At 70.9% G+C, this 23,387-nt stretch carries 20 protein-coding genes and 5 pseudogenes; 18 read left to right on the top strand and 7 right to left on the bottom strand.

Going from position 1 to position 23,387, the window contains the following annotated elements; genetic code table 11:
• Nucleotides 1-9 precede the first annotated feature (9 nt).
• From DA06_RS14045 to DA06_RS14030, 4 genes and pseudogenes are all read left to right on the top strand, one after another.
• The gene (locus tag DA06_RS14045) at nucleotides 10-339 is read left to right on the top strand and encodes a DUF2516 family protein (protein WP_043501098.1); all 330 of its coding nucleotides are present in this window, start codon (nucleotides 10-12) and stop codon (nucleotides 337-339) included.
• A pseudogene (dtd, locus tag DA06_RS14040) lies at nucleotides 336-762 on the top strand (D-aminoacyl-tRNA deacylase). Before DA06_RS14045 ends, dtd begins: the two are co-directional and overlap by 4 nt.
• A gap of 175 nt (nucleotides 763-937) precedes the next feature.
• Nucleotides 938-1,507: a macro domain-containing protein gene (locus DA06_RS14035; RefSeq protein ID WP_043501096.1), complete on the top strand. Its 570-nt coding sequence runs from the start codon at nucleotides 938-940 to the stop codon at nucleotides 1,505-1,507.
• 217 nt (nucleotides 1,508-1,724) lie between these two features.
• Nucleotides 1,725-4,301 (top strand): ATP-dependent Clp protease ATP-binding subunit, encoded by a 2,577-nt coding sequence (locus tag DA06_RS14030; RefSeq protein ID WP_043501094.1) that lies wholly within the window; start codon nucleotides 1,725-1,727, stop codon nucleotides 4,299-4,301.
• A 320-nt stretch (nucleotides 4,302-4,621) separates the two neighbouring features.
• Here the strand turns inward: DA06_RS14030 and DA06_RS14025 are convergent, their stop codons facing one another.
• Together DA06_RS14025 and DA06_RS14020 are read right to left on the bottom strand one after the other, a co-directional pair.
• Nucleotides 4,622-5,431 (bottom strand): glutamine amidotransferase, encoded by an 810-nt coding sequence (locus DA06_RS14025; protein ID WP_043501091.1) that lies wholly within the window; start codon nucleotides 5,429-5,431, stop codon nucleotides 4,622-4,624.
• 64 nt (nucleotides 5,432-5,495) lie between these two features.
• Nucleotides 5,496-5,657, bottom strand: coding sequence for a hypothetical protein (locus DA06_RS14020; protein ID WP_418605285.1), 162 nt, complete (start codon nucleotides 5,655-5,657; stop codon nucleotides 5,496-5,498).
• Nucleotides 5,658-5,737: 80 nt separating this feature from the next.
• On the opposite strand from DA06_RS14020, the gene DA06_RS14015 reads away from it, so the two are divergent.
• Together DA06_RS14015 and DA06_RS14010 are read left to right on the top strand one after the other, a co-directional pair.
• Complete coding sequence (locus DA06_RS14015; RefSeq protein WP_043501088.1) at nucleotides 5,738-5,908, top strand: CsbD family protein; 171 nt, start codon at nucleotides 5,738-5,740, stop codon at nucleotides 5,906-5,908.
• Nucleotides 5,909-6,213: 305 nt separating this feature from the next.
• Nucleotides 6,214-6,441 (top strand): annotated as a pseudogene (locus DA06_RS14010) (leucine zipper domain-containing protein); the annotation flags it as partial.
• 231 nt (nucleotides 6,442-6,672) lie between these two features.
• Here the strand turns inward: DA06_RS14010 and DA06_RS14005 are convergent.
• Nucleotides 6,673-7,038, bottom strand: a pseudogene (locus DA06_RS14005) (PspC domain-containing protein); the annotation flags it as partial.
• 146 nt (nucleotides 7,039-7,184) lie between these two features.
• Between DA06_RS14005 and DA06_RS14000 the strand changes: the two are divergent.
• The 7 genes and pseudogenes from DA06_RS14000 to DA06_RS13970 all read left to right on the top strand — a co-directional run bounded on the left by DA06_RS14000 (nucleotide 7,185) and on the right by DA06_RS13970 (nucleotide 12,066).
• Nucleotides 7,185-8,417 carry an ATP-binding protein gene (locus DA06_RS14000; protein ID WP_052436757.1) on the top strand — a complete coding sequence of 411 codons (1,233 nt, stop codon included), beginning with the start codon at nucleotides 7,185-7,187 and terminating at the stop codon, nucleotides 8,415-8,417.
• Nucleotides 8,414-9,082: a LuxR C-terminal-related transcriptional regulator gene (locus DA06_RS13995; RefSeq protein ID WP_043501074.1), complete on the top strand. Its 669-nt coding sequence runs from the start codon at nucleotides 8,414-8,416 to the stop codon at nucleotides 9,080-9,082. The genes DA06_RS14000 and DA06_RS13995 overlap by 4 nt, the downstream gene beginning before the upstream one ends.
• Before the next feature lie 101 nt (nucleotides 9,083-9,183).
• Entirely contained in the window at nucleotides 9,184-9,525 is a 342-nt protein-coding gene (locus DA06_RS13990) for a hypothetical protein (protein WP_043501072.1), read from the top strand.
• 39 nt (nucleotides 9,526-9,564) lie between these two features.
• Nucleotides 9,565-10,047: a DUF456 domain-containing protein gene (locus DA06_RS13985; protein ID WP_418605283.1), complete on the top strand. Its 483-nt coding sequence runs from the start codon at nucleotides 9,565-9,567 to the stop codon at nucleotides 10,045-10,047.
• Nucleotides 10,047-10,967 carry a putative RNA methyltransferase gene (locus DA06_RS13980; protein WP_418605282.1) on the top strand — a complete coding sequence of 307 codons (921 nt, stop codon included), beginning with the start codon at nucleotides 10,047-10,049 and terminating at the stop codon, nucleotides 10,965-10,967. Before DA06_RS13985 ends, DA06_RS13980 begins: the two co-directional genes overlap by 1 nt.
• Nucleotides 10,968-10,979: 12 nt before the next feature.
• A pseudogene (locus tag DA06_RS13975) lies at nucleotides 10,980-11,315 on the top strand (hypothetical protein); the annotation flags it as partial.
• Entirely contained in the window at nucleotides 11,314-12,066 is a 753-nt protein-coding gene (locus DA06_RS13970; protein WP_418605281.1) for a PP2C family protein-serine/threonine phosphatase, read from the top strand. The pseudogene DA06_RS13975 and the gene DA06_RS13970, both read left to right, overlap by 2 nt.
• A gap of 64 nt (nucleotides 12,067-12,130) precedes the next feature.
• Here DA06_RS13970 and DA06_RS13965 read toward each other — a convergent pair whose 3' ends face one another.
• The 4 genes and pseudogenes from DA06_RS13965 to DA06_RS13950 all read right to left on the bottom strand — a co-directional run bounded on the left by DA06_RS13965 (nucleotide 12,131) and on the right by DA06_RS13950 (nucleotide 15,334).
• Nucleotides 12,131-13,273, bottom strand: coding sequence for a hypothetical protein (locus DA06_RS13965; protein WP_043501066.1), 1,143 nt, complete (start codon nucleotides 13,271-13,273; stop codon nucleotides 12,131-12,133).
• A 310-nt stretch (nucleotides 13,274-13,583) separates the two neighbouring features.
• Nucleotides 13,584-13,946: pseudogene (locus DA06_RS13960) on the bottom strand (nuclease-related domain-containing protein); the annotation flags it as partial.
• Nucleotides 13,947-14,552: 606 nt separating this feature from the next.
• Nucleotides 14,553-14,819 carry a hypothetical protein gene (locus DA06_RS13955; protein WP_043501063.1) on the bottom strand — a complete coding sequence of 89 codons (267 nt, stop codon included), beginning with the start codon at nucleotides 14,817-14,819 and terminating at the stop codon, nucleotides 14,553-14,555.
• A 17-nt stretch (nucleotides 14,820-14,836) separates the two neighbouring features.
• Entirely contained in the window at nucleotides 14,837-15,334 is a 498-nt protein-coding gene (locus DA06_RS13950; RefSeq protein ID WP_043501061.1) for a hypothetical protein, read from the bottom strand.
• A 156-nt stretch (nucleotides 15,335-15,490) separates the two neighbouring features.
• Between DA06_RS13950 and DA06_RS13945 the strand changes: the two genes are divergently transcribed.
• From DA06_RS13945 to DA06_RS13925, 5 genes are all read left to right on the top strand, one after another.
• On the top strand, nucleotides 15,491-16,093 hold the full coding sequence (locus DA06_RS13945) for a hypothetical protein (RefSeq protein ID WP_418605280.1): 603 nt from the start codon (nucleotides 15,491-15,493) through the stop codon (nucleotides 16,091-16,093).
• Between the two features lie 632 nt (nucleotides 16,094-16,725).
• Entirely contained in the window at nucleotides 16,726-18,426 is a 1,701-nt protein-coding gene (locus DA06_RS13940; RefSeq protein WP_418608014.1) for a UvrD-helicase domain-containing protein, read from the top strand.
• A 1-nt stretch (nucleotide 18,427) separates the two neighbouring features.
• A complete protein-coding gene (locus tag DA06_RS13935; protein ID WP_043501055.1) occupies nucleotides 18,428-21,619 on the top strand; it encodes a helicase-related protein in 3,192 nt (1,063 codons plus the stop codon).
• Nucleotides 21,609-22,865 (top strand): hypothetical protein, encoded by a 1,257-nt coding sequence (locus tag DA06_RS13930; protein ID WP_052436755.1) that lies wholly within the window; start codon nucleotides 21,609-21,611, stop codon nucleotides 22,863-22,865. Before DA06_RS13935 ends, DA06_RS13930 begins: the two co-directional genes overlap by 11 nt.
• Nucleotides 22,866-22,887: 22 nt before the next feature.
• Nucleotides 22,888-23,340, top strand: a complete 453-nt coding sequence (locus DA06_RS13925; RefSeq protein WP_052436754.1) for a DUF1998 domain-containing protein — start codon at nucleotides 22,888-22,890, stop codon at nucleotides 23,338-23,340.
• Nucleotides 23,341-23,387: the final 47 nt, after the last annotated feature.

Here is a 23,387-nt window from a genome sequence, read left to right as displayed (position 1 = left end):
GCTGCGGGAGTGATCGCCAACGTGCAGGTGCTGCTGTTCCTCGTGCTCTCCCTGATCCTGCTCGGGATCGAGCTCTGGGCGCTGCTCGACGCCGCCCGGCGCCCCGCCGGTGCCTTCACCTACGCGGGCAAGCGCACGAAGAGGTTCTGGGTCCTGCTGACGGGGGCCGGCGCTCTCGTCGGCTTCATCGCGATCCCCCCGCCGCTGGGCCTCGGCATCTTCGGCACGTTCGCCATGTTCGTCGCCGTCGTCCCCGCCGGCGTCTACCTCGCCGACGTCCGGCCCGAGGTCCGCAGCTACGGGGGCGGGCGGCGGGGGCCGCAGGGCGGCGGCTGGTGAGGGCGGTCCTCCAGCGGGTCACCCGTGCGTCGGTGACGGTCGGCGGGGAGGTGGTCGGGGCGATCGACCGACCGGGCCTGCTCGCCCTCGTGGGCGTCACGCACGACGACGGCCCGGAGCAGGTCGCGCGGCTCGCCCGGAAGGTCGCCGAGCTGAGGATCCTGCGCGACGAGCGCTCCGTCCTCGACGACGGTGCCCCGGTCCTCGTGGTCTCCCAGTTCACGCTTTACGCCGACGTGCGCAAGGGCCGGCGGCCGACCTGGAACCACGCCGCCCCCCGGCGCGGTCGCGGAGCCTCTCGTCGACGCCGTCGCCGACGCGCTGCGCGAGCGTGGTGTGGAGGTCGCCACCGGCAGGTTCGGCGCCGACATGGCGGTCGAGCTCGTCAACGACGGTCCCGTGACGCTGCTCGTCGAGGTCTGAGCGGCGTGCGGCCGGCGTGGGTCGTGCGCCGGGCGGAGGCTGCAGGGACCGGCCCGACGCTGTCCCGTCCGCGCGCTGGTGGTCACGCGCGGCCCGGGGTCCACAGGGCAGGCGCGGGTCAGGTGGGCCGTGGACGGGCCGGTCCGGCCGGCCGCGGACACGAGAGGATCCGGACATGAGGATCGAGGCCGTCAGGGGCGACATCACCCACGAGGACGTCGACGCGATCGTCAACGCCGCCAACTCCTCGCTGCTGGGCGGCGGCGGCGTGGACGGGGCGATCCACCGGGCGGCCGGGCCGGAGCTGCTCGCGGAGTGCATGGAGCTGCGCCGGACGGAGCTGCCCGACGGGCTGCCCGTGGGCGGTGCCGTGCCCACGGCGGGGTACCGGCTGCGCGCCCGCTGGGTCATCCACACCGTCGGCCCGAACGCCCGCCGCGGGCAGACCGACCCCGACCTGCTGGCCTCCTGCTTCACCAGCTGCCTCGTGGTGGCCACCGAGGTCGGCGCCCCCCACCGTCGCCTTCCCGGCCGTGAGCGCCGCGCCTACGGCTGGGACGTCGACGAGGTGGCGCGCATCGCCGTCGGGGCGGTCGGCGCCTTCGGCTCCCGCCAGGAGAACCGGGACGGCGTCGAGGTCTGCGGCACGGACGTGCGGGAGGTCGGGACGACCGCCGTCGAGCTGGTGCGGTTCGTCCTGCACGACGACCGGGCGCTGGAGGCCTTCAGCCGCGAGCTGGGGTAGGGCCGCCGGCGGTGAGGTCCCCGTCGAGGCGCTGCCGGGCCCGCAGCCGCGCCGTGAGTGTGCCCCACCGCGCTACGCGCGCGAGCGGAGCGTGCCGCGTCACGCCGGTGGCGAACACGGGCAGTTCCGCGCCCCTCCCGCCGTTAGCCTTGACGAACGCTGCCCAGACCCCGTGCTGCCGAGCACCGGCCGAGGTAGCCGCCCGTGAGGAGTGCACATGTTTGAACGATTTACCGACCGTGCCCGTCGTGTGGTCGTCCTCGCCCAGGAAGAGGCGCGGATGCTCAACCACAACTACATCGGCACCGAGCACATCCTCCTCGGCCTGATCCACGAGGGAGAGGGCGTCGCCGCCAAGGCGCTCGAGGCCCTCGACATCTCGCTCGAGGCGGTGCGTGCGCAGGTCACCGAGATCATCGGCGAGGGGCAGCAGTCCCCGTCGGGCCACATCCCGTTCACGCCGCGAGCCAAGAAGGTCCTCGAGCTGTCCCTGCGCGAGGCGCTGCAGCTCGGCCACAACTACATCGGCACCGAGCACATCCTGCTCGGCCTCATCCGCGAGGGCGAGGGTGTCGCCGCCCAGGTGCTCACCAAGCTCGGCGCGGACCTCAACCGTGTCCGCCAGCAGGTCATCCAGCTGCTCTCGGGCTACCAGGGCAAGGAGCCCGTGTCGGCCGGCGGCCCCACGGAGGGCCAGCCCTCCGGCTCCGCCGTCCTCGACCAGTTCGGGCGCAACCTCACCCAGGCCGCCCGCGAGGGCAAGCTCGACCCCGTCATCGGCCGCAAGCAGGAGGTCGAGCGGGTCATGCAGGTGCTGTCCCGCCGCACCAAGAACAACCCGGTGCTGATCGGCGAGCCGGGCGTCGGCAAGACGGCCGTCGTCGAGGGCCTCGCCCAGGACATCGTCCGCGGCGACGTGCCGGAGACGCTGAAGGACAAGCAGCTCTACACCCTCGACCTCGGCTCCCTGGTGGCCGGGTCGCGCTACCGCGGTGACTTCGAGGAGCGCCTGAAGAAGGTGCTCAAGGAGATCCGCACCCGCGGCGACATCATCCTGTTCATCGACGAGATCCACACACTCGTCGGGGCGGGCGCCGCCGAGGGCGCCATCGACGCGGCCAGCATCCTCAAGCCCATGCTGGCCCGTGGCGAGCTCCAGACCATCGGGGCGACCACCCTCGAGGAGTACCGCAAGCACATCGAGAAGGACGCGGCCCTCGAGCGCCGGTTCCAGCCGATCCAGGTGGCCGAGCCGACGCTCGCGCACACCATCGAGATCCTCAAGGGCCTGCGCGACCGGTACGAGGCGCACCACCGCGTCTCCATCACCGACGAGGCGCTCGTGGCCGCCGCCACCCTGGCGGACCGCTACGTCTCCGACCGGTTCCTGCCGGACAAGGCGATCGACCTCATCGACGAGGCGGGCGCGCGCCTGCGCATCCGCCGCATGACGGCCCCGCCGGAGCTGCGCGAGCTCGACGAGCGCATCGCCGAGGTCCGCCGCGAGAAGGAGTCGGCGATCGACGACCAGGACTTCGAGAAGGCCGCGCGCCTGCGCGACCAGGAGAAGACCCTGGGCGAGCGCCGCCTCCAGCGCGAGAAGGCCTGGAAGAACGGCGACCTCGACGCGGTCTCCGAGGTCGACGAGGAGCTCATCGCCGAGGTGCTGGCGATGTCCACCGGCATCCCGGTCTTCAAGCTCACCGAGGAGGAGTCCTCGAAGCTCCTCCACATGGAGGACGAGCTGCACAAGCGCGTGGTCGGCCAGGACACGGCCATCCGGGCGCTCTCGCAGGCGATCCGCCGCACCCGCGCCGGTCTGAAGGACCCCAAGCGCCCCGGCGGTTCGTTCATCTTCGCCGGCCCCACCGGCGTCGGGAAGACCGAGCTGGCCAAGGCGCTCGCCGAGTTCCTCTTCGGCGACGAGGACGCGCTCATCCAGCTCGACATGTCGGAGTTCTCCGAGAAGCACACCGTCTCGCGGCTCTTCGGCTCCCCGCCCGGGTACGTCGGCTACGAGGAGGGCGGCCAGCTCACCGAGAAGGTGCGCCGTCGTCCGTTCTCGGTGGTCCTGTTCGACGAGGTGGAGAAGGCCCACGCGGACATCTTCAACTCGCTGCTGCAGATCCTCGAGGACGGTCGCCTCACCGACTCGCAGGGCCGGGTGGTCGACTTCAAGAACACCGTCATCATCATGACGACGAACCTCGGCACGCGGGACATCGCCAAGGGCCTGCTGACCGGCTTCCAGGCGCAGGGCGAGCTGTCCAACAGCTACGAGCGGATGAAGACCAAGGTCAACGAGGAGCTCAAGCAGCACTTCCGGCCCGAGTTCCTCAACCGTGTGGACGACGTCATCGTCTTCCCGCAGCTGTCCGAGGCCGAGATCATCCAGATCGTCGACCTCATGATCACCCGCCTGGACACGCGCATGCGGGACCAGGACATGACGATCGAGCTCACGCCCGCCGCCAAGGAGCTGCTCGCCGAGCGCGGGTACGACCCGGTGCTCGGGGCCCGTCCGCTGCGTCGCGCGATCCAGCGCGAGATCGAGGACGTGCTCTCCGAGAAGATCCTCTTCGGTGACGTCAAGCCCGGTCAGAAGATCCTGGTCGACGCCGAGGGCGAGGGCCTGCTGGGGATGTTCACCTTCACGGGTGTGCCGGCCGGCGAGATCGTCAAGCCCGAGCCGGTCGCCGTCGGGCACGGCTCGACCGTCGAGCAGCGTGACATGCCGACGGCGCCCGACGGGGGCGGCGCCGGCGGTGGCGGTCAGCTGCAGCCCGGTTCCTGACGGACCAGGCGCTCCGCACGGGAGAGGAGCCCGGCGACCCACGTGGTCGCCGGGCTCCTGCCGTTCCGACGGGGGGCTGCGGCGCGCCACGCCGACCGGCGTCGTCGCCCGCTTCGGCGACGGCGTCGTCTCTCGTTTCGTCGACCCGACGTCGTCTCTCGCTTCGTCGACCCGACGTCGTCTCTCTGGCTCCGCCGGGCGACGCGACGCCCGCGACCACGCCCTGGGTCCCCGTCGGGGAACGCGGACGGGAAGTTAGGGCATGGTCGCGGGCGCGGCTGTCGTGACCGCGGAGGGTGACGCGATGGCGGCGGCTACGGTCATTGCCGGGCCGCGGTGACCGCGGCAGCGGTGGAGACCGCGCCGGCTCGCCGCACGCGCGGCTCCGTCGCGCCGTCGCGATAACGCTCGACGAAAGCCCGCACCACGGCGTGGGAGGCGCTGACGTCGGCCGGGGCGATCCGCTCGATCACCGAGTCGGCCTCGTGGGCGGGGAAGTACCCGGAGTCGCGGTAGACCTTGATGCGCATGATGGCCGCTTCCCGGTCCATCTCGGGATGGAACTGGGTGACGTACTGGTTCGAGCCGAGACGGATCATCTGCACCGGGCAGGCCTCCGACGTGGCCAGCACCACCGCGCCGGGCGGCAGTGCGGTGCACGCCTCCTTGTGCCCGACGTAGGCCTCGAACGTCTCCGGCAGGTCGTGCAGGAGCGGGTCGGCGCGGCCGGCCTCGGTCACCGTCACGCGCACGGCGGCGGTGCTCTCCGCGTACGTGCCGTCGACCGTGCCGCCAGCGCGGGGCACCAGCGTGCCGACTCCGTAGCAGACGCCGAGGAACGGCAGGTCACGGCCCAGCACCTCGTCGAGGACGTGCGCGAGCTCCGCCTCCACCCGTCGCTGCGTAGCACTCTTGAGGCCCTCGGGCACCGAGGTGGTGAAGGGACTGCCGCCGAGGATCACTCCGGCGAAGCGGTCGAGGTCCAGCGGCGTGAAGGTCCCGGCCTCCATGCGCACGCGCACCAGCTCGTCCGGTCGGAGGCGGCCGTGGCGGAGGTAGGACTCGTACTCGTCGTCGGCCGCGACGTCGTCGGCGCGGGACGCGAGGAGCGCGAAGGGCCTGCAGGGCATGCGATCAGTTGAGCATTCCGGGGCGTCCGGCGTCAGGCCGTCCGCACAGTGTTCTTCGCGACGTTCACGTCCGGGCGGGCGTCCGCATGCCGGGACGACGCCGGAGAACGGTTGAGCCGCCGTCCGAGGCGGCGTACCCCCGGCGGATCCGGCGCAGCGCCCCGGGGACGGGCGGGGGGCGACGCCTCCCGGTGCGGCGGGCGACGCCTCCGGGTGCGGCGGGCATCGCCCCGATCTACGGTGGAAGCGTCCCCGGGAAGGGGGCCGGAGCGCGCCCCGGCGGGGGCCCCAGAGGAAGGAGCCACCATGGGTCTGGACGACAAGGTCGGTAACGCGGCCGAGAAGAACGCGGGCAAGCTCAAGGAGGGCGTCGGCAGGGCGACCGACGACGAGAGCCTCGAGGCTGAGGGCAAGTCCGACCAAACCAAGGGCAGCCTCAAGCAGGCAGGCGAGAACGTCAAGGACGCGTTCAAGTAGACCCCACGCACGAGTGACGGCCGGGGCCCCGCAGGACGTGATCCTGCGGGCCCCGGCCGTTTGTGCTGCCACGGGCTTTCCCGTACGGAGGGACCGGGGCGCCGACCGCGGTCGTACCGGCGCCGCCTCGTCGCCCGAGCGGCCGCCGTCGGCCGTGCCGGCGCCCCCTGGTTACCGGAGCGAGACGCCGCCTAGCTGTACCCGGTCAGGAGGTTGGTGACACTCGCGGTGGGTCGTTGAAGTGAGGAGGACCTCCGGGTGAGGTGTGGCTTGTCGAGAGTCACAGCTACTGCCCGGAGGTCCTCGTGTCCCACCGTAATGCCCGCCTGACCGTCCACGGCCGCCGGCTGCTGGTGCAGCGAGTCCGCGAGGAGGGCTGGGCGGTGGCCCACGCCGCGAAGGCGATGGGCATCTCGCGCCAGTGCGCCCACCGCTGGCTCAGGCGCTACGACGAGCACGGCCAGGACGGGCTGCGCGAGCGCTCCAGCCGCCCCCGCCGCAGCCCGCGGGCGACCCCGCCGGCCCGCGGGCGGCCGTGGCGTGGAGCTCCTGCGGGAGACCGCCACGAGGACGACCGCCACCAGGGCCAGGACCGCCAGGCCGAACGGGAACCAGCCGCCGCCCCAGTAGTCCCAGCTGCCCCACCAGGTGCCGGGGCGGGAGATGCCGACGACGGCGAACGCGACCGCACCGGCGAGCGCCGCGTCGACGTTGCCGCGCAGCGCCTCCTGGAGGTGGATGCGGCCGTCGGACTCCTCGGGCAGCAGCGCCCAGCCCAGGCCGTACAGCAGGAGGCCCAGGCCGCCGAAGAACGACATCACGACGAGGACGCCGCGCACGAGGAGCGGATCGACGTCGAGGCGCCGCGCCAGTCCGGCGGCGACACCTCCGATCCACCGGTCCTGCCCGCGCCAGACGCCGGTGCGGCGCAGCGAGTCGAAGAACCCGGCGGTGCTCTCGTGCCGCGGCGGGCCCGCCCAGGTCGGCTGCTGCGGGGGGACGGTGCCGTGCGGGGGGCACAGCACCGTGCGGGGGGACGGCGCCGTGCGGGGGCACAGCACCGTGCGGCGGGACGCCGGTGCCGCCCGTGGGCGGCTGCTCCGGGCGTCCCCGCTCGGGGGAGCTGTCATTCGTGGTCATGGAACCAGCCAACCGCGCCGGCAGGGGCCGCGACCATCGGGGACGACCCTGGTCCGACCCTGAACTTCCCGGGTCGCGACCCTGGAACGGGCGGAGGGCCCGGTACGGCCGGCGTGGGACGTGTGACGATGGGCCCGTGAGTGCCACCTCCGTGCCCGGCGCCGGACGCCGGCTGCCGCTGCGCCGCCCCCGCGAGGGCCGGTGGGTCGCCGGCGTATGCACGGGCGTGGCCGCGCACCTCGGCGTGCCGGTCGGCTGGGTCCGTCTCGTGCTTGCCCTGACCACGCTCGGCGCCGGGGCCGGGGCGCTGATGTACCTGTGGCTCTGGGTCACGGTGCCGGCCGGGGACCCCCTGGAGGCCGTGCGGCCGGCCGGGCTGAGCCGGCTCGCCCCCCCGCCTGCGGCTGGGCCAGCTGTCACCCGCCGCACGCGACGTGACGATCGCCGTCGTCCTCCTGCTCTCCGCCGTGATCCTGCTGCTCGTGCGCACGGACGTCGCCGTGCCCTCGAGCTGGCTCGTGCCCGCCCTCTTCGTCGCGGCGGGTGCGGCGCTCGCCTGGGGGGGAGCTCGCCGCCGCCGCCAAGGACGACGGCGTACGCACGACCCGGGGGGAGGATCGTCCTGCGGGTCGGCGGGGGAGTTGCGCTCGCCGTCGTCGGCGCGCTCCTGCTCATCGGCCCGGGCGGGTCGCCGTTCGAGCTGGTCCAGGCCACCCTGTCCGGGCTCGCCGTCGTGGCGGGGATCGCTGTCGTCCTCGCCCCGCTGGGTCTGCGCCTCGTCCGCGAGCTCGGCGCCGAGCGTGAGGCCCGGGCCCGGGAGGCCGAGCGCGCCGACATCGCCGCGCACCTGCACGACTCCGTCCTGCAGACCCTGTCGATGATCCGCTCGCGCGCCGGGGACAACGAGGAGGTGGCGCGCCTCGCCCGGGCGCAGGAGCGCGAGCTGCGCGAGTGGCTCTACACCGACCGGCCCGCGCCGGGGACGTCCACCGCCGACGCCGTGCGGCAGGTGGCCGCCGAGGTCGAAGACCTCCACGGCGTCGCGATCGACGTCGTCACCGCCGGCGACGCCGAGCCCGACGCCGGCACCGAGGCGCTCGCCGCCGCCGCCCGCGAGGCGCTGTCGAACGCCGTGCGCCACGGTCGCCCGCCGGTGAGCCTGTACGTCGAGGTGACCCCGGAGCAGACCGAGGTCTTCGTGCGCGACCGCGGCGACGGTTTCGAGATCGACGCGGTGCCCGCGGACCGGCACGGTGTGCGACAGTCCATCATCGGGCGGATGGACCGCCACGGCGGGCGTGCCGCGGTGCGCACGCGAGCCGGCGGCACGGAGGTCCACCTCGTCATGCCACGGAAGGGGCAGCAGTGAACGACCAGCAGATCCGGGTCCTCCTCGTCGACGACCACGCCCTCGTGCGCACCGGCGTGCGGGCGGAGCTCACCAAGCACGCGGCCGACATCGCGATCGTCGGCGAGGCGGAGGACGTCGAGGGTGCCGTGGCCGCCGTGCACGCGCTGCTGCCCGACGTCGTCCTCCTCGACGTCCACCTGCCGGGCGGGCGCGGCGGCGGGGGTGCCGAGGTGGTCACGGCCTGCGCGGACACCCTAGCGACGACGAAGTTCCTCGCCCTCTCCGTCTCCGACGCCAGCGAGGACGTGGTCGCCGTCATCCGGGCGGGCGCCCGCGGCTACGTCACCAAGGCCATCAGCGCCGCCGACCTCGCGGACTCCGTCAGGCGGGTCGCCGCCGGCGACGCCGCGTTCTCGCCGCGACTGGCCGGGTTCGTGCTCGACGCCTTCGGCACCGCCGCCGCCGACGTCGCCGTCCACGACGACGAGCTCGACCGTCTCACGGCCCGCGAGCGGGAGGTCATGCGCCTGATCGCCCGCGGGTACACCTACAAGGAGGTCGCGAGCGAGCTGTTCATCTCGATCAAGACGGTGGAGACCCACGTCTCGGCGGTGCTGCGCAAGCTCCAGCTCTCCTCCCGCCACGAGCTCACGCGGTGGGCGGCGGCCCGGCGCCTGCTCTGACCGCGCCCGGCGGCCGAGCGCGAGGGGTGGCCGCGGCCCTGTGAGCGCCGTCACGGACCCCTGGTTCGGTGACGCGGTGTCGCCAACCGTAGCTCGCGGGCATGGACATCCTGGCCGGCATCTTCGTCGTCATCCACATGATCGGGTGGGCCATCGTGCTCGGCGGTGCCCTGACCAGCATGCGCGAGCCCCGCATCGCCAGGGGCGTGACGCACGGCGCGCTGACCGCGCTGGTGGCCGGCGTGGTCGTGGTGGGTCTGAGCGAGATGAGCGGCGGCGACCTCGACAACATCAAGATCGCGGTCAAGCTCGTCGTCGCGCTCGTGATCACCGCGATGGCGTTCTGGGGCGCCAAGAACCAGGAGCGCGTCACCCGGGGCTTCCTCGGCGGCCTCGCCGGGCTGACCGTGCTCAACATCGCCGTCGCCGTCCTCTGGAGCTGAGGCGGCGCGCGGCCGGCCGGCAGGGCAGGATGAGGCACCGTGGACCCCATCGCTGAGCTGATCGTCGGGCTCGTCATCGTCGTCGGGCTGGTCGGCGCCGTCATCCAGGTCTACCCGGGCAGCATCATCGTCGCCGCCGCCGTGGCGGTGTGGGGCGTCGTCACGGGCGGGACGGTCGGCTGGCTCGTCGCCGTCGTCGGCGTGCTCGCCGTCGCCGTCGCCGGGGTCGCGAAGTACCTCTACGCCGGGCGCTACCTCAAGAGCGCCGGCGTGCCGAACCGGACACTGCTGGTGGGCGCCGTGCTCGGCGTCGTCGGGTTCTTCGTCATCCCCGTGATCGGGCTGCCGATAGGGTTCGTGCTCGGCGTCTACCTCTCCGAGATGGGGCGCCACCGTGACCACGGCGGCGCCTGGCGCTCCACCGTGGCTGCCATCAAGGCGACGGGGCTGACGATCCTCATCGAGCTGGCCGGCGCCCTGATCGCCACCGGCGCCTGGGTCGCGGGCCTGCTGGCCACCTGATGACCGAGGCCGACGGCGCCGCCCGGAACGGTCTCGCGCTCGTCGCCGAGCACCTCGCCTGCCCGGTCTGCCGGTCGCCGCTCGCTCTCGAGGACCGGGTCGTGCGGTGCGGCGCCGGGCACACCTTCGACGTCGCCCGCCAGGGGTACGTCTCGCTCCTCGCCGGCGGGCGGCGGACCGTGACGGGCGACGACGCGGCCATGGTCCAGGCCCGCGAGGCGTTCCTCTCCCGCGGCCACTACGCGACCGTCGCCCGGGCGGTCGCGAAGATCCTGCCGGCGGGCACCGCGGGCCTGTGCGTCGATCTCGCCGGCGGCACCGGCTACTACCTGGCGGCCGTCGCCGACGCGCACCCGGGGCTGGTGGGTCTCGCGGTCGACCTCTCGACCGCCGCGCTGCGCCGCGCGGCCCGCGCCCACGGGCGGGTGGCCGCCGTCGGCGCGGACGTGCGGCAGCCGCTGCCGCTGCGCGACGGTGCGGCCGACGTCGTGCTCAGCATCTTCGGCCCGCGCAACGTCCCCGAGATCGGCCGGATCCTCGCGCCGCGGGGCACGCTCGTGGTCGTCACCCCCCACGCCGCGGCACCTGGAGGAGCTCGTCCGGACGCTCGGCCTGGTGACGGTGGAGCCCGGCAAGGCCGCCCGCCTCGCGCAGCAGCTCGCCGGCTTCGACGATGTGCGCACCGTCGCCGTCGAGTACACGGCGCGGCTGTCCCACGGCGACGTGGTCGACGACGTCGTGATGGGACCGAGCGCCCATCACGTCGACCGGGCGACGCTCCTGCCCGCCGTCGCGGCCCTGCCCGAACCCGTCGCCGTCACGGTCTCTGTCACCGTCACCGCCTACCGGCGGGCGGACGCCGCGGCCTGAGCGACGTGTCACTGTGCACGGGGGCCGCCGGTGTCGGCGCGGACGCATAGCATGGCTGGGACATGATCTCTCTGTTCGACAACCTGCCCCTGCCCGGTCTCGCCGGCGCCGGCCTCCCGCCGCTGCCCGCCGCGGTCCCGCCGCGGGACGACGACGGCAGGGGCACGACGCCGCCAGCCCAGGGCGAGGTGGCCGGCGCGCTCGTCGTGCCGCTGCCCGACGGCGACGCCCTCGCCCTGTTCCGCCGCGAGGTCACCCGCGAGGTCGCCTGGGGCGGCAACCCGGACGAGAAGCCCCTCACGGTCGACGACGACGGCGTGGGGCACCTCGGTCCGCGCCGCTCGTTCTCCAAGTGGCAGCAGGTGCTGCGCGGCACCTCCCGCCCTTGGTCCGCCGATGACGTCGAGGCGGCCGCCGCGGTGCGCCGCCTCGTCGTCGAGATGCTCTACCGCCGCACCCGGCCCGACCTCGGCGCTGCCCTCGCGCTGCAGCGCTCCTCCCTGCCGCAGCGGCTGCCGCAGCCGGACGGCTGGCAGATCACGGCGCGGTACCGCCCCGCTGACGGCGGACGGGTCGGGGGGAGACTGGTACGACACCTTCGAGCTTGCCTCGGGGAAAGTGGCCCTGGTGGTCGGCGACGTCGCCGGCCACGGGCTGGCGGCGGCGTCGTCCATGAACCAGCTGCGCAACGGCCTGCGCACGCTCCTCGTGGCGCACGACGGCGCCGTCGGGCCGGCGCTCGAGGCGCTGGACCGGCTGGCCAAGCAGCTGCTGCCCGCCGAGATGGCGACCCTGTGGGCCGGCGTGCTCGACCCGGCCACCGGCGTCATGGACTACGTCTGCGCCGGCCACCTCGCGCCGCTGGTCCTGCACGATGGCGAAGCGAAGTTCGCCGACGTCGTGCGCAACCCGCCGCTGGGCTTCCTGCGCGAAGGTCCCGAGGTCGGCCGGCTCACCATCGGCCCGGGGGAGTCGCTGCTGGTGTTCAGCGACGGGCTCGTCGAGCGCCGGCACGCGGAGCTCACGCGGCGCCTGGCGGAGCTGCGGTCCACCGCCGCCGTCACGCTCGATCTCGAGGTCCTGGAGCACCGGATGACCGGGCTGGAGTCCGAGGACGACGCCACCATGCTGCTGGTGACCGCTTCGTAGCTGTCGGAGTTAGCCGCCCGCTGGCCGGTGGGGCGGCCGGCAACCCGCGAGCGGGCAGCCGGTCTCAGTCAGCCGCCGCCCGTGGCTGGTCCCATACGCCCGGCGCCGGCAGTACTTCGCCGTCCTCCTGGACAGCCACGACGGCGTAGGAGGTCTCACACTCTCGGCACCGCCATCGGGGAAGGATGCCGGGTGGCAACACACAACCGGCGAGGATGACGTCGTCGTCCTCGCACGCGTTCGGGCCGGGGTAGCCCCACTGAATCTCCTGGGGCCAGCGGGACCCGCAGCGAGGGCAGGCGGGCCGGGCTGCACCGCGCAGCTTTGCCAGCGAGGGGCCGTGGCACAAGCCGTGACAGCCGCTGCAGAGCAGCGCCGCCTCGTCGACGTGGTCCTGAATCTCCAGCTGGATGTCCTGAGCCACCGGCCGGAAGTAGTGCAGCTCGGTGGCGTCGGTGCTGGTGTCGCAAGCCGCACACCGCTCGCCGTCCGCCCCCGCACCGTCCTGGAGGATGCGGGTGACGTGCACCGCCGTGCCGCGGTCGGGGTGGCTCGGCCCGCATGCTCCGGCGGTGACGAAGATCGGCGCCGGTGTCTCGACGAGCTCCCGCAGGATCTCGAGCACGGCGTCGGCCTGGGCGTCCTCCATCGTGTGGGAGCGGCGTGGCAGTCGGGCGTCGATGCGGGCCTCGATCTCGGCCACGGCGACGGGGGCGGAGAAGACCCAGGACGGGCCCACCGTGACGTCCGCGTCGGAGACGTCGTGGACTACCTCGAGGGCGGCGACAAGAGCCGGGTCGCAGCCAAGTGCGGTGATGAGGTGGTCGCCTGGCTGGATGTCGACGCCGGAGAGCCGCCAGTGCTTGTCGGAGATGTCGGTGGCGAGAGCCCACGCGGCCAGCTCCCAGTCGCTCTGCCAGATCACGTGCACCTTCGATCGACGCAAGAACAGGCGCCCGTCCGGGGCTGAGGTGCCAAAGTCCGGCCGTCGAAGGGGGTAACGATCGACCTCGTCCCACGCGTCGTTAACGGCCTCGGCCTGCGCATCGAGGAGGGCATCGATCATCTTGGCGCGGGTCAACGACCGGAGGTAGTCCTCGTCGAGCGCGGGGAACGCGGGCCGCATGAGGTTGAGCAACGCGAGCCGGTCCAGCCGGTGCAAGGTCATGAGGTAGCGGTACCTGCGCGCTGCGCTCGACGAAGCCATGCTGTTTCCTCCCCGTTGCGGTCGGGTGGTGCGTCGCACAACCCGGCATCCGTGCAGATGCTAGGGGAGTCACACATAGCTTGCTTCCAGTCGGACGTGGCGCAGAAGTATTCCGGTCATTGAAATTATCGCCCCGCCGACCTGTCACTTGCATGAACGTGCACGAGTTGACGACACCGACGGTGCTGGGCGCGTTGGGATGCACCACGATCCAGCCACGCACCTCGGCTGCCGGAATGAGTGCGCGGACGCGCTCGATCGCCGTGCCGAGGCTCGTGTGGTAGCCCGCGTGCGTCTGCTTGTTGCCAAGGATCTTCCGCCACGGGTCCAGCTCGTAAAGGGCGGGCTTCCATAGCTTGGAATCGATGAGCGCTACCCGGTTGCCGGCAACCACAGCGTGGTCGATGTCCGCGCGTACGGAGCCGGGAAATCGCAAGCCATGCACGAGGCGCACGCCGAGCATTCGGCAGAGGTGCTCCAAGAGGCTCGCGGTGAAATGTTCACCTAGCGTGCCGAGCGCGACATTGCGCTCTCCGAACCGGGAGAGCGAGCGGACCAGGCCAGCGCCCGGGGCACCGAAGGTGCGCTGCTCGGGGTCCCAGCGGGGATCGAGCCGGGCGGCTCGCTGCCTGAGTGCCACGACATCACCGACAGCCGCCGCGTGGGCCGTCATTCGGCGCCAGACTCTGCGTAGCAGCATGAGGTACACAGCCACGGACACAAGTGCCACGAGGATCATAGGGTGTGGTGGCGTACCGGAGACCAGACGGTCATCCCGACGCCACTGGAGATGAACGAGACCAGGAGCGCGGCCGTGACGGCTGCGTACGTCAGGCCGGTTGTACGCGGCGCTCATCCACGCGCGCGCAGGGATACGCATCCGACCGCGCCTCCGACCAGCGCCAGGCCGAGGGTTGTCTCCACCCGTCCAGGTTCGTCAGCCACGAGACCCGAGGCTGTGGCCACCAGACTGATCGTCCCGAGAGCCGCAAGTTCTCTGCCGGCGGCTCGATCGATTGCGGGAGGGTCGATTTATGTCGGCCGGATGCTGGGTCGATGCGCCCAGGGCAATTGATGCCACCGCATCGAAACAACGTCGACCACCGGCGTAGGCACGTTCTCGCCGGTGACGGCTTTCTGCTCCATGGCCGTCGTCCTGAAGGGAGAGAGATTGGAAGTTCATGGCGGTCAGTAACCCCTCTGAGACGGTTTATCGGAGAGGCCACCTGACTTCTGGAGTGGCGTCTGGGTGGAAGCTGGCGATGCTCCGGTATGGCGTTCAGCGCTGTTTCGCCCAGGATCGCGTGAGCCATTTCGGTTCCGTGCCCGCCTCGTTCTGGTGCGATGACCGGTAGATGCCCCTGTGGTCGAGTTTGATCACCAGGCTTGCCAGTGCAGCCTGCAACTCGCGCAGCCTTTCGCTCGAGGCGGCGTCGGCCGACTTGAGGTCCTCGCCGAAAGGTTCGAGCCACCTCGCGAACCGGCTCTCGTAGACCGAGGCGAAGTCGGCGAAGCCGAGAGTCGCAGCCGGTTGTCCCCCCCGCATCCATGGAACGCATCAGCTCACCGATCGCACGTTGCTCCTCCCGCCAGAGCATGAAGCGGGGGGCCGTCGCCGTTTCCACGGTCGAGTCTGTCGGTAGCGAAGGTCCTACCGATCCGCTTGAGCGCGCGTGCCACGTCCTTGGTGTCGTTGTCGTTGGAGAACTTCATCCAGTTGGTGTCTGCATAGAGGATCTCGAGCTTGGCGAAGTACTTCGCGAGACGGTAAAGCGTAGTGAGAATGGCCAAGTCACGGTGGCGCTCCGTCCCGAGATAGGACAGAAAACGACCGTGGAGGATGTTGTCGAGCCGTTCGCCGAGCTCCGCCGCGGCAAGCATTACGGGCTCACGGTGAAGGTTTAGTTGCTCCTTCGCCTCCTGATGGCGAAGTTCGACCTGCTCCGACTGCTTCAACCGCGCCTGGAGGCGAGCCAGGCTATGTTGCTGTTGCGCCGACCATGCCGCCGCGATTACGGCCGCGAACCCGGCGATCAACGCGACGGCTAGTTCACCGCTCATCTGAGGTATCTCCACTTGTCAGGGTGCGTTGCCCATCCAACACGAGCCAAGCGGGTCGTGAGTCCGAGTCGGCGTGGGCGGGACAATAGCCAGGGGGGCGGGCGAGGTCGTGGAACGGCAACCGCTGCAACGATTCGGTCAGCGTAGGGATCATTCATGGTGGATTTCCACAACGTGACCCGAGATCACGTGCTGGCGGCAATGGCTGAGTACGACCGCATGGGCGCCGACGACTTTCTCGAGCGGCATGGGTTCGGCCGCGCCCGTGAGTACGTGCTGTGGTCGGACGGTCGCAGTTATGACTCGAAGGCGATTCTCGGGGTGGCCTATCAGCGTGCCACCGGACTGCCGTTGTCTGCGGACGGCTTCTCGGGAGGCAAGTGCGGCGCTGCCCGGGTGCTCCGCGACCTCGGTTTCGACGTCACCAGCCCTGAAGTCACCGCGGAACTGGATGATCTTCCGGAAACTGGGCGCTGGAGGAGTGTCGCGGACGTCGGCAACGAGTCGGCCCGGGCTTCATGGGCAGACGCCGCGCGGTCACTCCTTCTCGACACCGCCCGCCACTACCATTCAGTTATCACCTACAAGGAACTCGCCGACGGCGTCCAGCTCCGGACCGGGGTTCGGACCAAGCAGCTCCTGCACCACTGGATAAGCGACGTTCTTCTGCGCGTCGCGAAGAACTGCGCGGCCCGGGGGGGAGCCAAACTTGTCGTCCCTGTGTGTAAACGCCGCCGGAAGCGTCGGCGACGGGTATAGCGGTGCCGTCGCCTCTACCACTGGGCAACGGCCTGACGACCCGGACGACCACGCAGCACACGCCCGGCTGAGCTGCTATCGGTACTTCGGCGCCCCCGACCTTCCTGCGGACGGAGGGGTCCCGGCACTTAGCCCCAAACTCGCGAGAACGCGATCGCGGGCGGGTAAGGGCCCTCGGCAGACGCAGATTGTCCTGACCTGCGCGAGTTGTCACATGGCGCTGCCAGCGACGCAGCGGTGCGATCGGTGCGACTAGCACTCCCGCCCCGGCGGGAGCCCTCCCCTGGGCCTCACGCGACGCCGGCATGTGGCGGAACCGCAGGGTGTGACCACCAGCTCGGGGATCGCCTCCGCCCAGCTGCCGACGGGTTGCTGCTCCTCAGGTCACCGCGGCCGGCGGGGGGAGGGCGTCAGCGGGCGGTACAGCGACCGAGGCGGAGGGTAACGCGACCGAAACGCACCCCTTACGGACGGGCAACGCGGCGGTGGGACGGTTCACCGGTCCGCACCGATCGTCCAGGGGGAGCGACCCATGACCACCACCAACCTCTCCGACATCGACGGCGAGCTCGCCGCCCGGACGCTGCGGCGCGGCATCGGCCGCCGCGGCCTGCTCCGCGCCGCCGGCGGTCATCGAGGCGGCGCCCGAGGAGCGACTCGTCATCGTCGCAGGACCCGGAGCGGGCAAGACCGCCGTCATTGTCGAACGGGTCCGCGCGCTGATCGAGGACGGCGGCCTCGACCGCCCGGGCGACATCCTGGTGGTGAGCTTCTCGCGGGCCGCAGTCGGCGTGGTGGCCGACCGTCTGGCCGGCGTCGAGGACGCGGACAGCGTCGAGGTCCGCACCCTGGACTCCATCGCCGCCGAGATCTTGGACGAGGAGGGGGTCGACGGCTGGGAGAGCATGTCGTTCGACGCACGCATCCGACGGGCGCTCTCGGAACTGAGAGATGGCTCCGAACCGCGCATCCTAGATGTCGCCCATCTGATCGTCGACGAGGTGCAGGACATCGTTGGCGAGCGGGCCGATCTTGTGATCGAGGCCCTGAGGAAGCTCGACGACGACGCCGGCTTCACACTGCTCGGCGATCCCATGCAGGCGATCTATGACTTCCAGCTCGGGCCAAAGGGGGGCACGGGCTGGAAGGGGCTGATGGCCGCGGCCACGAACGACCTCGGCGGCCGGCAGACACAGCTGAACGGTGACTACCGGTCCAAGGACGATCAGATCCGCAACGCGGTGCAGGCGCGCAGGAAGCTGTCGTCGGTGGACGCGGTACCGCGGCAGGCGCTTGCGCTGGCGCACGTCCTCAACGAGTTCCCGAGCGCCGGGTCTGTCGAGGCATTCGCCCGGTACGTGCCGCGCTGGGCCGGATCGACAGCCGTGCTGACATGGACCAACGGAGAGGCGCTCTCGGTCTGGGATCAGCTCTGGCAGGCCGGCGTGCCGGCCCGACTGCAACGGCGAGCCGAAGAGGTCGTTCTGGTCCCCTGGATCGCGTCTGTCATGAGCCAGGTCCAGGGCCACTTCGTCGATCGCGAACGGTTCCTGTCCTTGGCAGCCGCCACCGAAGAGGTACCCGACGACGCCTGGGAGAAGCTCCGCCGGGCCAGCCCCGGCTACAACGACGAGATCGATGTGGCGGCGCTCGCTCGCAACCTCCGCCGTGGCGATCCACCCCCGGGACTGGAAGCGCGTGGTGACGGCGTCGTCGTCTCCACCATCCACCGCGCGAAGGGCCTGGAGTTCGACAACGTCGTGCTCGTCGGACCCGCGCAGCAGCTCTCACCGGCCCGCAAGCCCACGGAGCAGACTGTCCGAGAGGCATACGTCGCCATGACCCGCGGGATGGCGAGGCTCGTCGTCGCCGAGTGGACGCGCGACCTTCGGTTGCGCAAGGAACCACGGACGGACCGGTGGTACGTCCCGGGATACGAGAAGTGGATGACCCGCGGCTTCGAGGTTCGCGGCGGCGACACTGCGGTGCCCGCGGGCGACGACGTGGAGTGGGCGAACTCGCAGGAGTACCTGCGTACCGCCGTGTCCCCCGGTGACGTCGTCGAGCTTGCTCTCGACCCCCGGCGGTCGTTCGAGGTCCCGACCTACCGGGTGCTTCACGAGGGCACCCCCGTCGGCCGGACGAACCCGGACTTCGGGGCCGCACTCAGTGCGAGGGTGCGCATGCGCCAGGCGTCGGGACGCGCCTGGCCCGAGCTGGTCGGGGCCCGCGTCGAGGCGCTCGAAACCCGAACCGGGGCCGGGGGCGGAGCGGAACGACCGTACTTCTGGCTGAACCCACGCGTGGCCGGCTTGGCAAACCTGGAGTGGTGAGATGACAGACCTCGATCCGTGGTACGCAGCGCGTCGGCTCATGGCCGACGCGCTCGAGGCGGACCTCGTAGGAACGGATGCCGACGACGAGCTGGACGAGCGCCCGCTGAGCCGCTTCGCCGTAGGAATCCTCTACCCGCAGGAGCGGGCCGCCGAGGCGGCTCCGGCGGTCGAGGAGGAGGACGCCCTCGGAGGCACCGACGTCGAGGTGCCGGGCGAGGCGGAGTCCGACCAGCCCGTCGCCCTCTCGCATGTCAGGTACCCGGCATCCATGGGGCTCACCTTCGCCGTGCGGGTACGGGACAACGCGGTGACCGTCGAAGCGTCCGTCGACGCCTACGTCCAGGTCGCCCGGCAGTCTGACGAAGCGTCCGTCGACGAGGTCATGACCCGGCGCGGAGCGGCCGACGAAGGAGGCCGGTGGGAACGCCACGCGTTCCGTAGCGGGCGGCTGCCCCTGGACGTCAGCCGGCCCGTGACACAGAGGGAGCGACTGACCGACGGGCTCGAGCTGCACACGGTCGTCCGCCCCGCCCGGGGTGAGGTGTCCTCCGTGACCGTCAGCCTGGTCAACACCCACCGCCCTGCCAAGGGCGAGAGCAGGGACGAGGCATCGTGGTTCCGTCCGAGGCTCGTCGTCCGGAGCTCGGAACCGTTCGTCGACCGGCCTTTGCCACGCGCCTACGGGATCGACGACGAGGATCTCGAGAGTCACGCGCTCCTTTTCCGTGACGTTCCCAACCTGGCGGTGGGGCACGGGTGCGCGGTGACGTGGACGGAGGAACGCGACGTCACAGAGGTTTCGACGACGTTCCTTCCCCGGCACGAGCTGCGCCTGGCGGAACCGTCAGGGGGTGCGGACGAGTCCGGGCGGCACCTGTTGGAACTCGACATGGAACAGCTCGCTCGTTCCACCTCGTACGAGGAGCTCAGAGCTCTCGTCGCCGACTACAGAAGCTGGATCGAGGGCCAGGCGGGCCGCATCGACGAGCTGGAGGAAAGTCAGCGTCAGACCGCACACCGGCATCTGGAGCGAGCCCGGAAGGCGGCCAGGAGGATCGAGGCCGGGATCGATCTCCTCGAGTCCGACCCGGTGGCTGCACGTGCCTTCGCCCTCATGAACACGGCGATGAAGGAGCAGCGGCAGCGGCAGGAGCGGCTCCGGGCGGAGCAGCACGCGACCGACTACGTCCCGACCCCACAGCGCTGGCGTCCCTTCCAGATCGCGTTCATCCTCCTCAACCTCGTCGGACTCACGAACGAGGAATCGCCGGAACGGGATGTCGCCGACCTGCTGTGGTTCCCGACCGGCGGTGGCAAGACCGAGGCTTACCTCGGCGCCATGGGGTACGTGATCTTTCTGAGGCGGCTGCGGAACTCCTCCCACGGAGGAGTTTCGGTGATCATGCGGTACACCCTGCGACTGCTGACCACACAGCAGTTCGAACGGGCCGCCGGCCTGATTTGCGCGCTGGAGCTGCTCCGCCGCCGGGAGCTGCCTGACGCCGAGCCGATCAGCCTCGGACTGTGGGTCGGCCAGGGAGCCACCCCGAACAACGTCGCAGACGCGCGCAGGGCCCTCAGGAAGCTCGCCAACGGCGACGAGGCCGAGGAGGGCAACCCGATGCAGCTGCTGAAATGCCCCTGGTGCGGGAAGTCGCTTGGTCACGAGCAGTACTACGTGCCAACCGCGGTTGACCGCCTGATCGTCAGGTGCAAGGACCCGCAGTGCCCCTTCGGAGACCAGCTGCCCGTGCACCTCACGGACGAGGACGTCTACCGCGAGCGACCATCGCTCGTCATCGGGACCGTCGATAAGTTCGCGATGCTCGCCTGGCGCGAGCAGGCGGCAACTCTGTTCTCCACCGACGGGCGGCACCCCGCGCCCGATCTGATCATTCAGGACGAGCTCCACCTCATCAGCGGTCCGCTCGGCACACTGGTGGGTCTCTACGAGACCGCCGTCGACGCGGCGACGACGCGAGGTACCCGCCCCAAGCTCATCGCCTCCACGGCGACGATCCGACGTGCACGGTCCCAGGTCAAGGCGGTGTTCGACCGGGAGAGCGAGCAGTTTCCGCCGCCGGGCATCGATCAGTCCGACTCGTACTTCGCCCGTTCGGCAGACCCAGCCCAGAAGGGCACCCGGCAGTACCTTGGCGTACTCGCACCGGGGATCAGCCACGCGACCCTCCTCGTCCGGTCGTACGCGGCGCTCCTCCAGCGTGCCTCGACCATGGATGTCTCGGACTCCGTGCGGGACGCGTACTGGACGCTGCTCGGGTACTTCAACAGCCTCCGAGTGCTCGGAGGCTCCTACATGCAGGTCATCGACGACGTCCCTGACCGTATGAAGCTGCTCGCGACCCGCAATCACGAGGAACGCCGTGAGCTCAAGGAACCTCGCGAGCTGACCTCGCGCCGCAAGTCGACCGAGATCCCGCGCGAGCTGGAGATCTTGGGCAAGCCGTGCACGGATCCGGACGCGGCGGACGTCGTGCTCGCGACGAACATGATCTCGGTGGGCGTCGACGTCGACCGGCTCGGACTCATGGCCGTGATGGGGCAGCCGCAGACCACCGCGGAGTACATCCAGGCGACGAGCCGGGTCGGACGGCGTTACCCCGGCCTCGTCGTCGTCCTGTACAACGGCGCGCGGTCGCGGGACCTCTCCCACTACGAGAACTTCACCACGTACCACCGCTCGCTCGATCGTCAGGTCGAGGCGACCGGCGCCACTCCCTTTGCGGCCCGGGCACGTGACCGCGGGATGCACGGCGTGCTCGTGGCGATGACGCGCATGCTCGTTCCGGGTGCCGGCGCCAGCGAACGGGCGGGTCGGGCATCCGCGTTCGAGGCGGGGCTCCGGCAGCAGCAGCAGGCGATCGTCCGCCGGGCGCAGTCCGTCTCCGCAGGTGAGGTGTCAGCCCTGGAGACCCAGCTGGAGGAGCTGATCCACAACTGGCTCCGGGCGGCAGAGGACGGGGAGCTCGAGAAGTACGAGGGTTGGCGCAGCGCGGACGGTGCCCTGCTGGTCCCCGCCGGCACGTCGATCGCGGCGGACGCACGCGAGTTTCCCGTGGACGCGGCGCCCTGGGCGACTCTCACGAGCCTGAGAAACGTTGACACCGAGACTGACCTGCGCGAGGTCCGCGCCAGGCGCAAGCCACGAAAGAAGACCAATGCCGAGTAGTCGACTGCAGGCCAAGGCACGTACCTCTCAGCTCGTCTCGACCTACGGTGTCGGGTCGATCTACCCGGCCGCTGCCGAGAGCTACCTGGTCTGCGGCATCGACGAGTGGGACGAGAAGAACTGCGCGCCCGTGCCGGAGCCCCGGCTGGCCGCAGCCCTCGGTGTGGAAGTGTTCCGCCAGCCGCCCGCGTCAGGCAGAGGAAGGGGCATCCCCGTCCTCCGATTCCCCGAGTGGTACTACTGCCCCAAGTGCCGTGCGCTCGGCCCGTACTGGAAGCTCGGTGACAAGAAGTCCGGCAGATGTCGGGAGTGTGCGCTCGAGCTCGTCCCGTCCCGGTTCGTGGCCTGCTGCCCGGCCGGGCACATCCAGGACTTCCCGTACTTCCGGTGGCTCCACCGAGCCCAGGGGTATGAGGAGGATGCCGGTCACGCGATGCGAATCAGGTCCCGTGGACAGACGTCCTCCCTCGCCGACATCGAGCTCAGCTGCAGCTGCGGGGTGCGGCCCGTCGTGCTGGCGGGCGCCATGCAGCAGGGTGCGTTGGCGGACGTCACGAAGTGTTGGGGACAGAAGCTATGGCTACCCGACTCGGACGACGACGCCTGTGAGGAGATCCCACGCGCGCTGCAGCGAGGTTCCTCGAACGTGTGGTTCCCGGTCGTGAGATCTGCCATCTCCATCCCGTCGTGGATGGACACGATGCCCCAGGGCATCCGTGACCACTGGGAGCTGGTGAAGAACGCCGGCGAGGATCAACTGCCGATGGTGGTGCAGATCGCCGCGCCCGACCTCTCGCAGAACGAGCGAGACCAGCTGGTCGAGGCGATTCTGGGGCAGCGCGGATTCGACTTCGGTGACGAGGCCGTCGCCGAGACCCAGCTGCGCCGTCAGGAGTACGACGCACTGAGGATCGGAAGGCCCGAGACCGATCCGCAGCAGAACTTCGTCGCCACGTCGGTCCCAGTCTCCGGGCGCCTCGACTCGGTCGTCTCTCAGGTGATGGCGGTGCCACGCCTCCGAGAGGTCCGAGCACTCCAGGCATTCACGCGCGTAACACCGTCCGGCGGTCCCGAGGACCGAAAGAGATATGCCCCTCTGGCGGACCGACGCACACGTTGGCTGCCCGCGATCGAAGTGCTGGGGGGAGGGCATCTTCCTCGGGTTCGACGAGTCGACGCTCTCCGCATGGGAGGTCACTCCGTTCGCGGCCACGCGGACGGGCAAGATCCAGCGGGCGCTCGATGACCGCGCCATCGAACGCAATTCCGTGGCCCGGCAGCTCCAGCCACGGGAGGTCCTGCTTCACACGCTCGCACATGTCTTCCTCGAGGAGCTCTCCCTGGATGCGGGCTATCCGGCTTCGTCGCTCCGGGAACGCGTGTACTCGGACGAGGGCATGGCCGGGCTCCTTGTCTACACCGCTACCGCAGACGCGGCGGGCAGCCTGGGCGGGCTGGTCGCGCAGAGCGAGACCGACCGCCTTGCCGCCGTGCTGCACAGCGCCGTCGAACGCTCGGCTTGGTGCACGCAGGACCCGGTGTGCATCGAGTCCGTGGCCGGCGGATCCGGAGGGCTCAACCTGGCGGCCTGTCACGCCTGCGTGCTGCTGCCTGAGGTCAGCTGCGAGAAGCAGAACACTCTTCTGGACCGTGCCGTGCTCATCGGCACCCCCGAGGAGCCGGATGCCGGGTTCTTCTCCGGGCTCGTGGTGGCGCGTTGAGCGCTCCAGCCCCTTCGACCGAGCTCGAGGCAGATGATCCGTCGGAC

Origin of the sequence: Georgenia sp. SUBG003 (genome assembly GCF_000715355.2) — a bacterium.
In the GTDB taxonomy this organism is placed as follows: Bacteria; Actinomycetota; Actinomycetes; order Actinomycetales; family Actinomycetaceae; genus Georgenia.
This window is presented reverse-complemented; position numbering and strand designations above follow the sequence as displayed.

Bases quoted from the DNA above. Each gene is read 5' to 3' on its own strand.
- DA06_RS14035 (WP_043501096.1), top strand. From the start codon at position 938: ATGAGGATCGAGGCCGTCAGGGGCGACATCACCCACGAGGACGTCGAC.
- DA06_RS14030 (WP_043501094.1), top strand. From the start codon at position 1,725: ATGTTTGAACGATTTACCGACCGTGCCCGTCGTGTGGTCGTCCTCGCC.
- DA06_RS14025 (WP_043501091.1), bottom strand. From the start codon at position 5,431: ATGCCCTGCAGGCCCTTCGCGCTCCTCGCGTCCCGCGCCGACGACGTC.
- DA06_RS14020 (WP_418605285.1), bottom strand. From the start codon at position 5,657: ATGCCCGCCGCACCCGGAGGCGTCGCCCGCCGCACCGGGAGGCGTCGC.
- DA06_RS14015 (WP_043501088.1), top strand. From the start codon at position 5,738: ATGGGTCTGGACGACAAGGTCGGTAACGCGGCCGAGAAGAACGCGGGC.
- DA06_RS13990 (WP_043501072.1), top strand. From the start codon at position 9,184: ATGGACATCCTGGCCGGCATCTTCGTCGTCATCCACATGATCGGGTGG.
- DA06_RS13980 (WP_418605282.1), top strand. From the start codon at position 10,047: ATGACCGAGGCCGACGGCGCCGCCCGGAACGGTCTCGCGCTCGTCGCC.
- DA06_RS13970 (WP_418605281.1), top strand. From the start codon at position 11,314: ATGACGTCGAGGCGGCCGCCGCGGTGCGCCGCCTCGTCGTCGAGATGC.
- DA06_RS13965 (WP_043501066.1), bottom strand. From the start codon at position 13,273: ATGGCTTCGTCGAGCGCAGCGCGCAGGTACCGCTACCTCATGACCTTG.
- DA06_RS13955 (WP_043501063.1), bottom strand. From the start codon at position 14,819: ATGCGGGGGGGACAACCGGCTGCGACTCTCGGCTTCGCCGACTTCGCC.
- DA06_RS13950 (WP_043501061.1), bottom strand. From the start codon at position 15,334: ATGAGCGGTGAACTAGCCGTCGCGTTGATCGCCGGGTTCGCGGCCGTA.
- DA06_RS13945 (WP_418605280.1), top strand. From the start codon at position 15,491: ATGGTGGATTTCCACAACGTGACCCGAGATCACGTGCTGGCGGCAATG.
- DA06_RS13935 (WP_043501055.1), top strand. From the start codon at position 18,428: ATGACAGACCTCGATCCGTGGTACGCAGCGCGTCGGCTCATGGCCGAC.
- DA06_RS13930 (WP_052436755.1), top strand. From the start codon at position 21,609: ATGCCGAGTAGTCGACTGCAGGCCAAGGCACGTACCTCTCAGCTCGTC.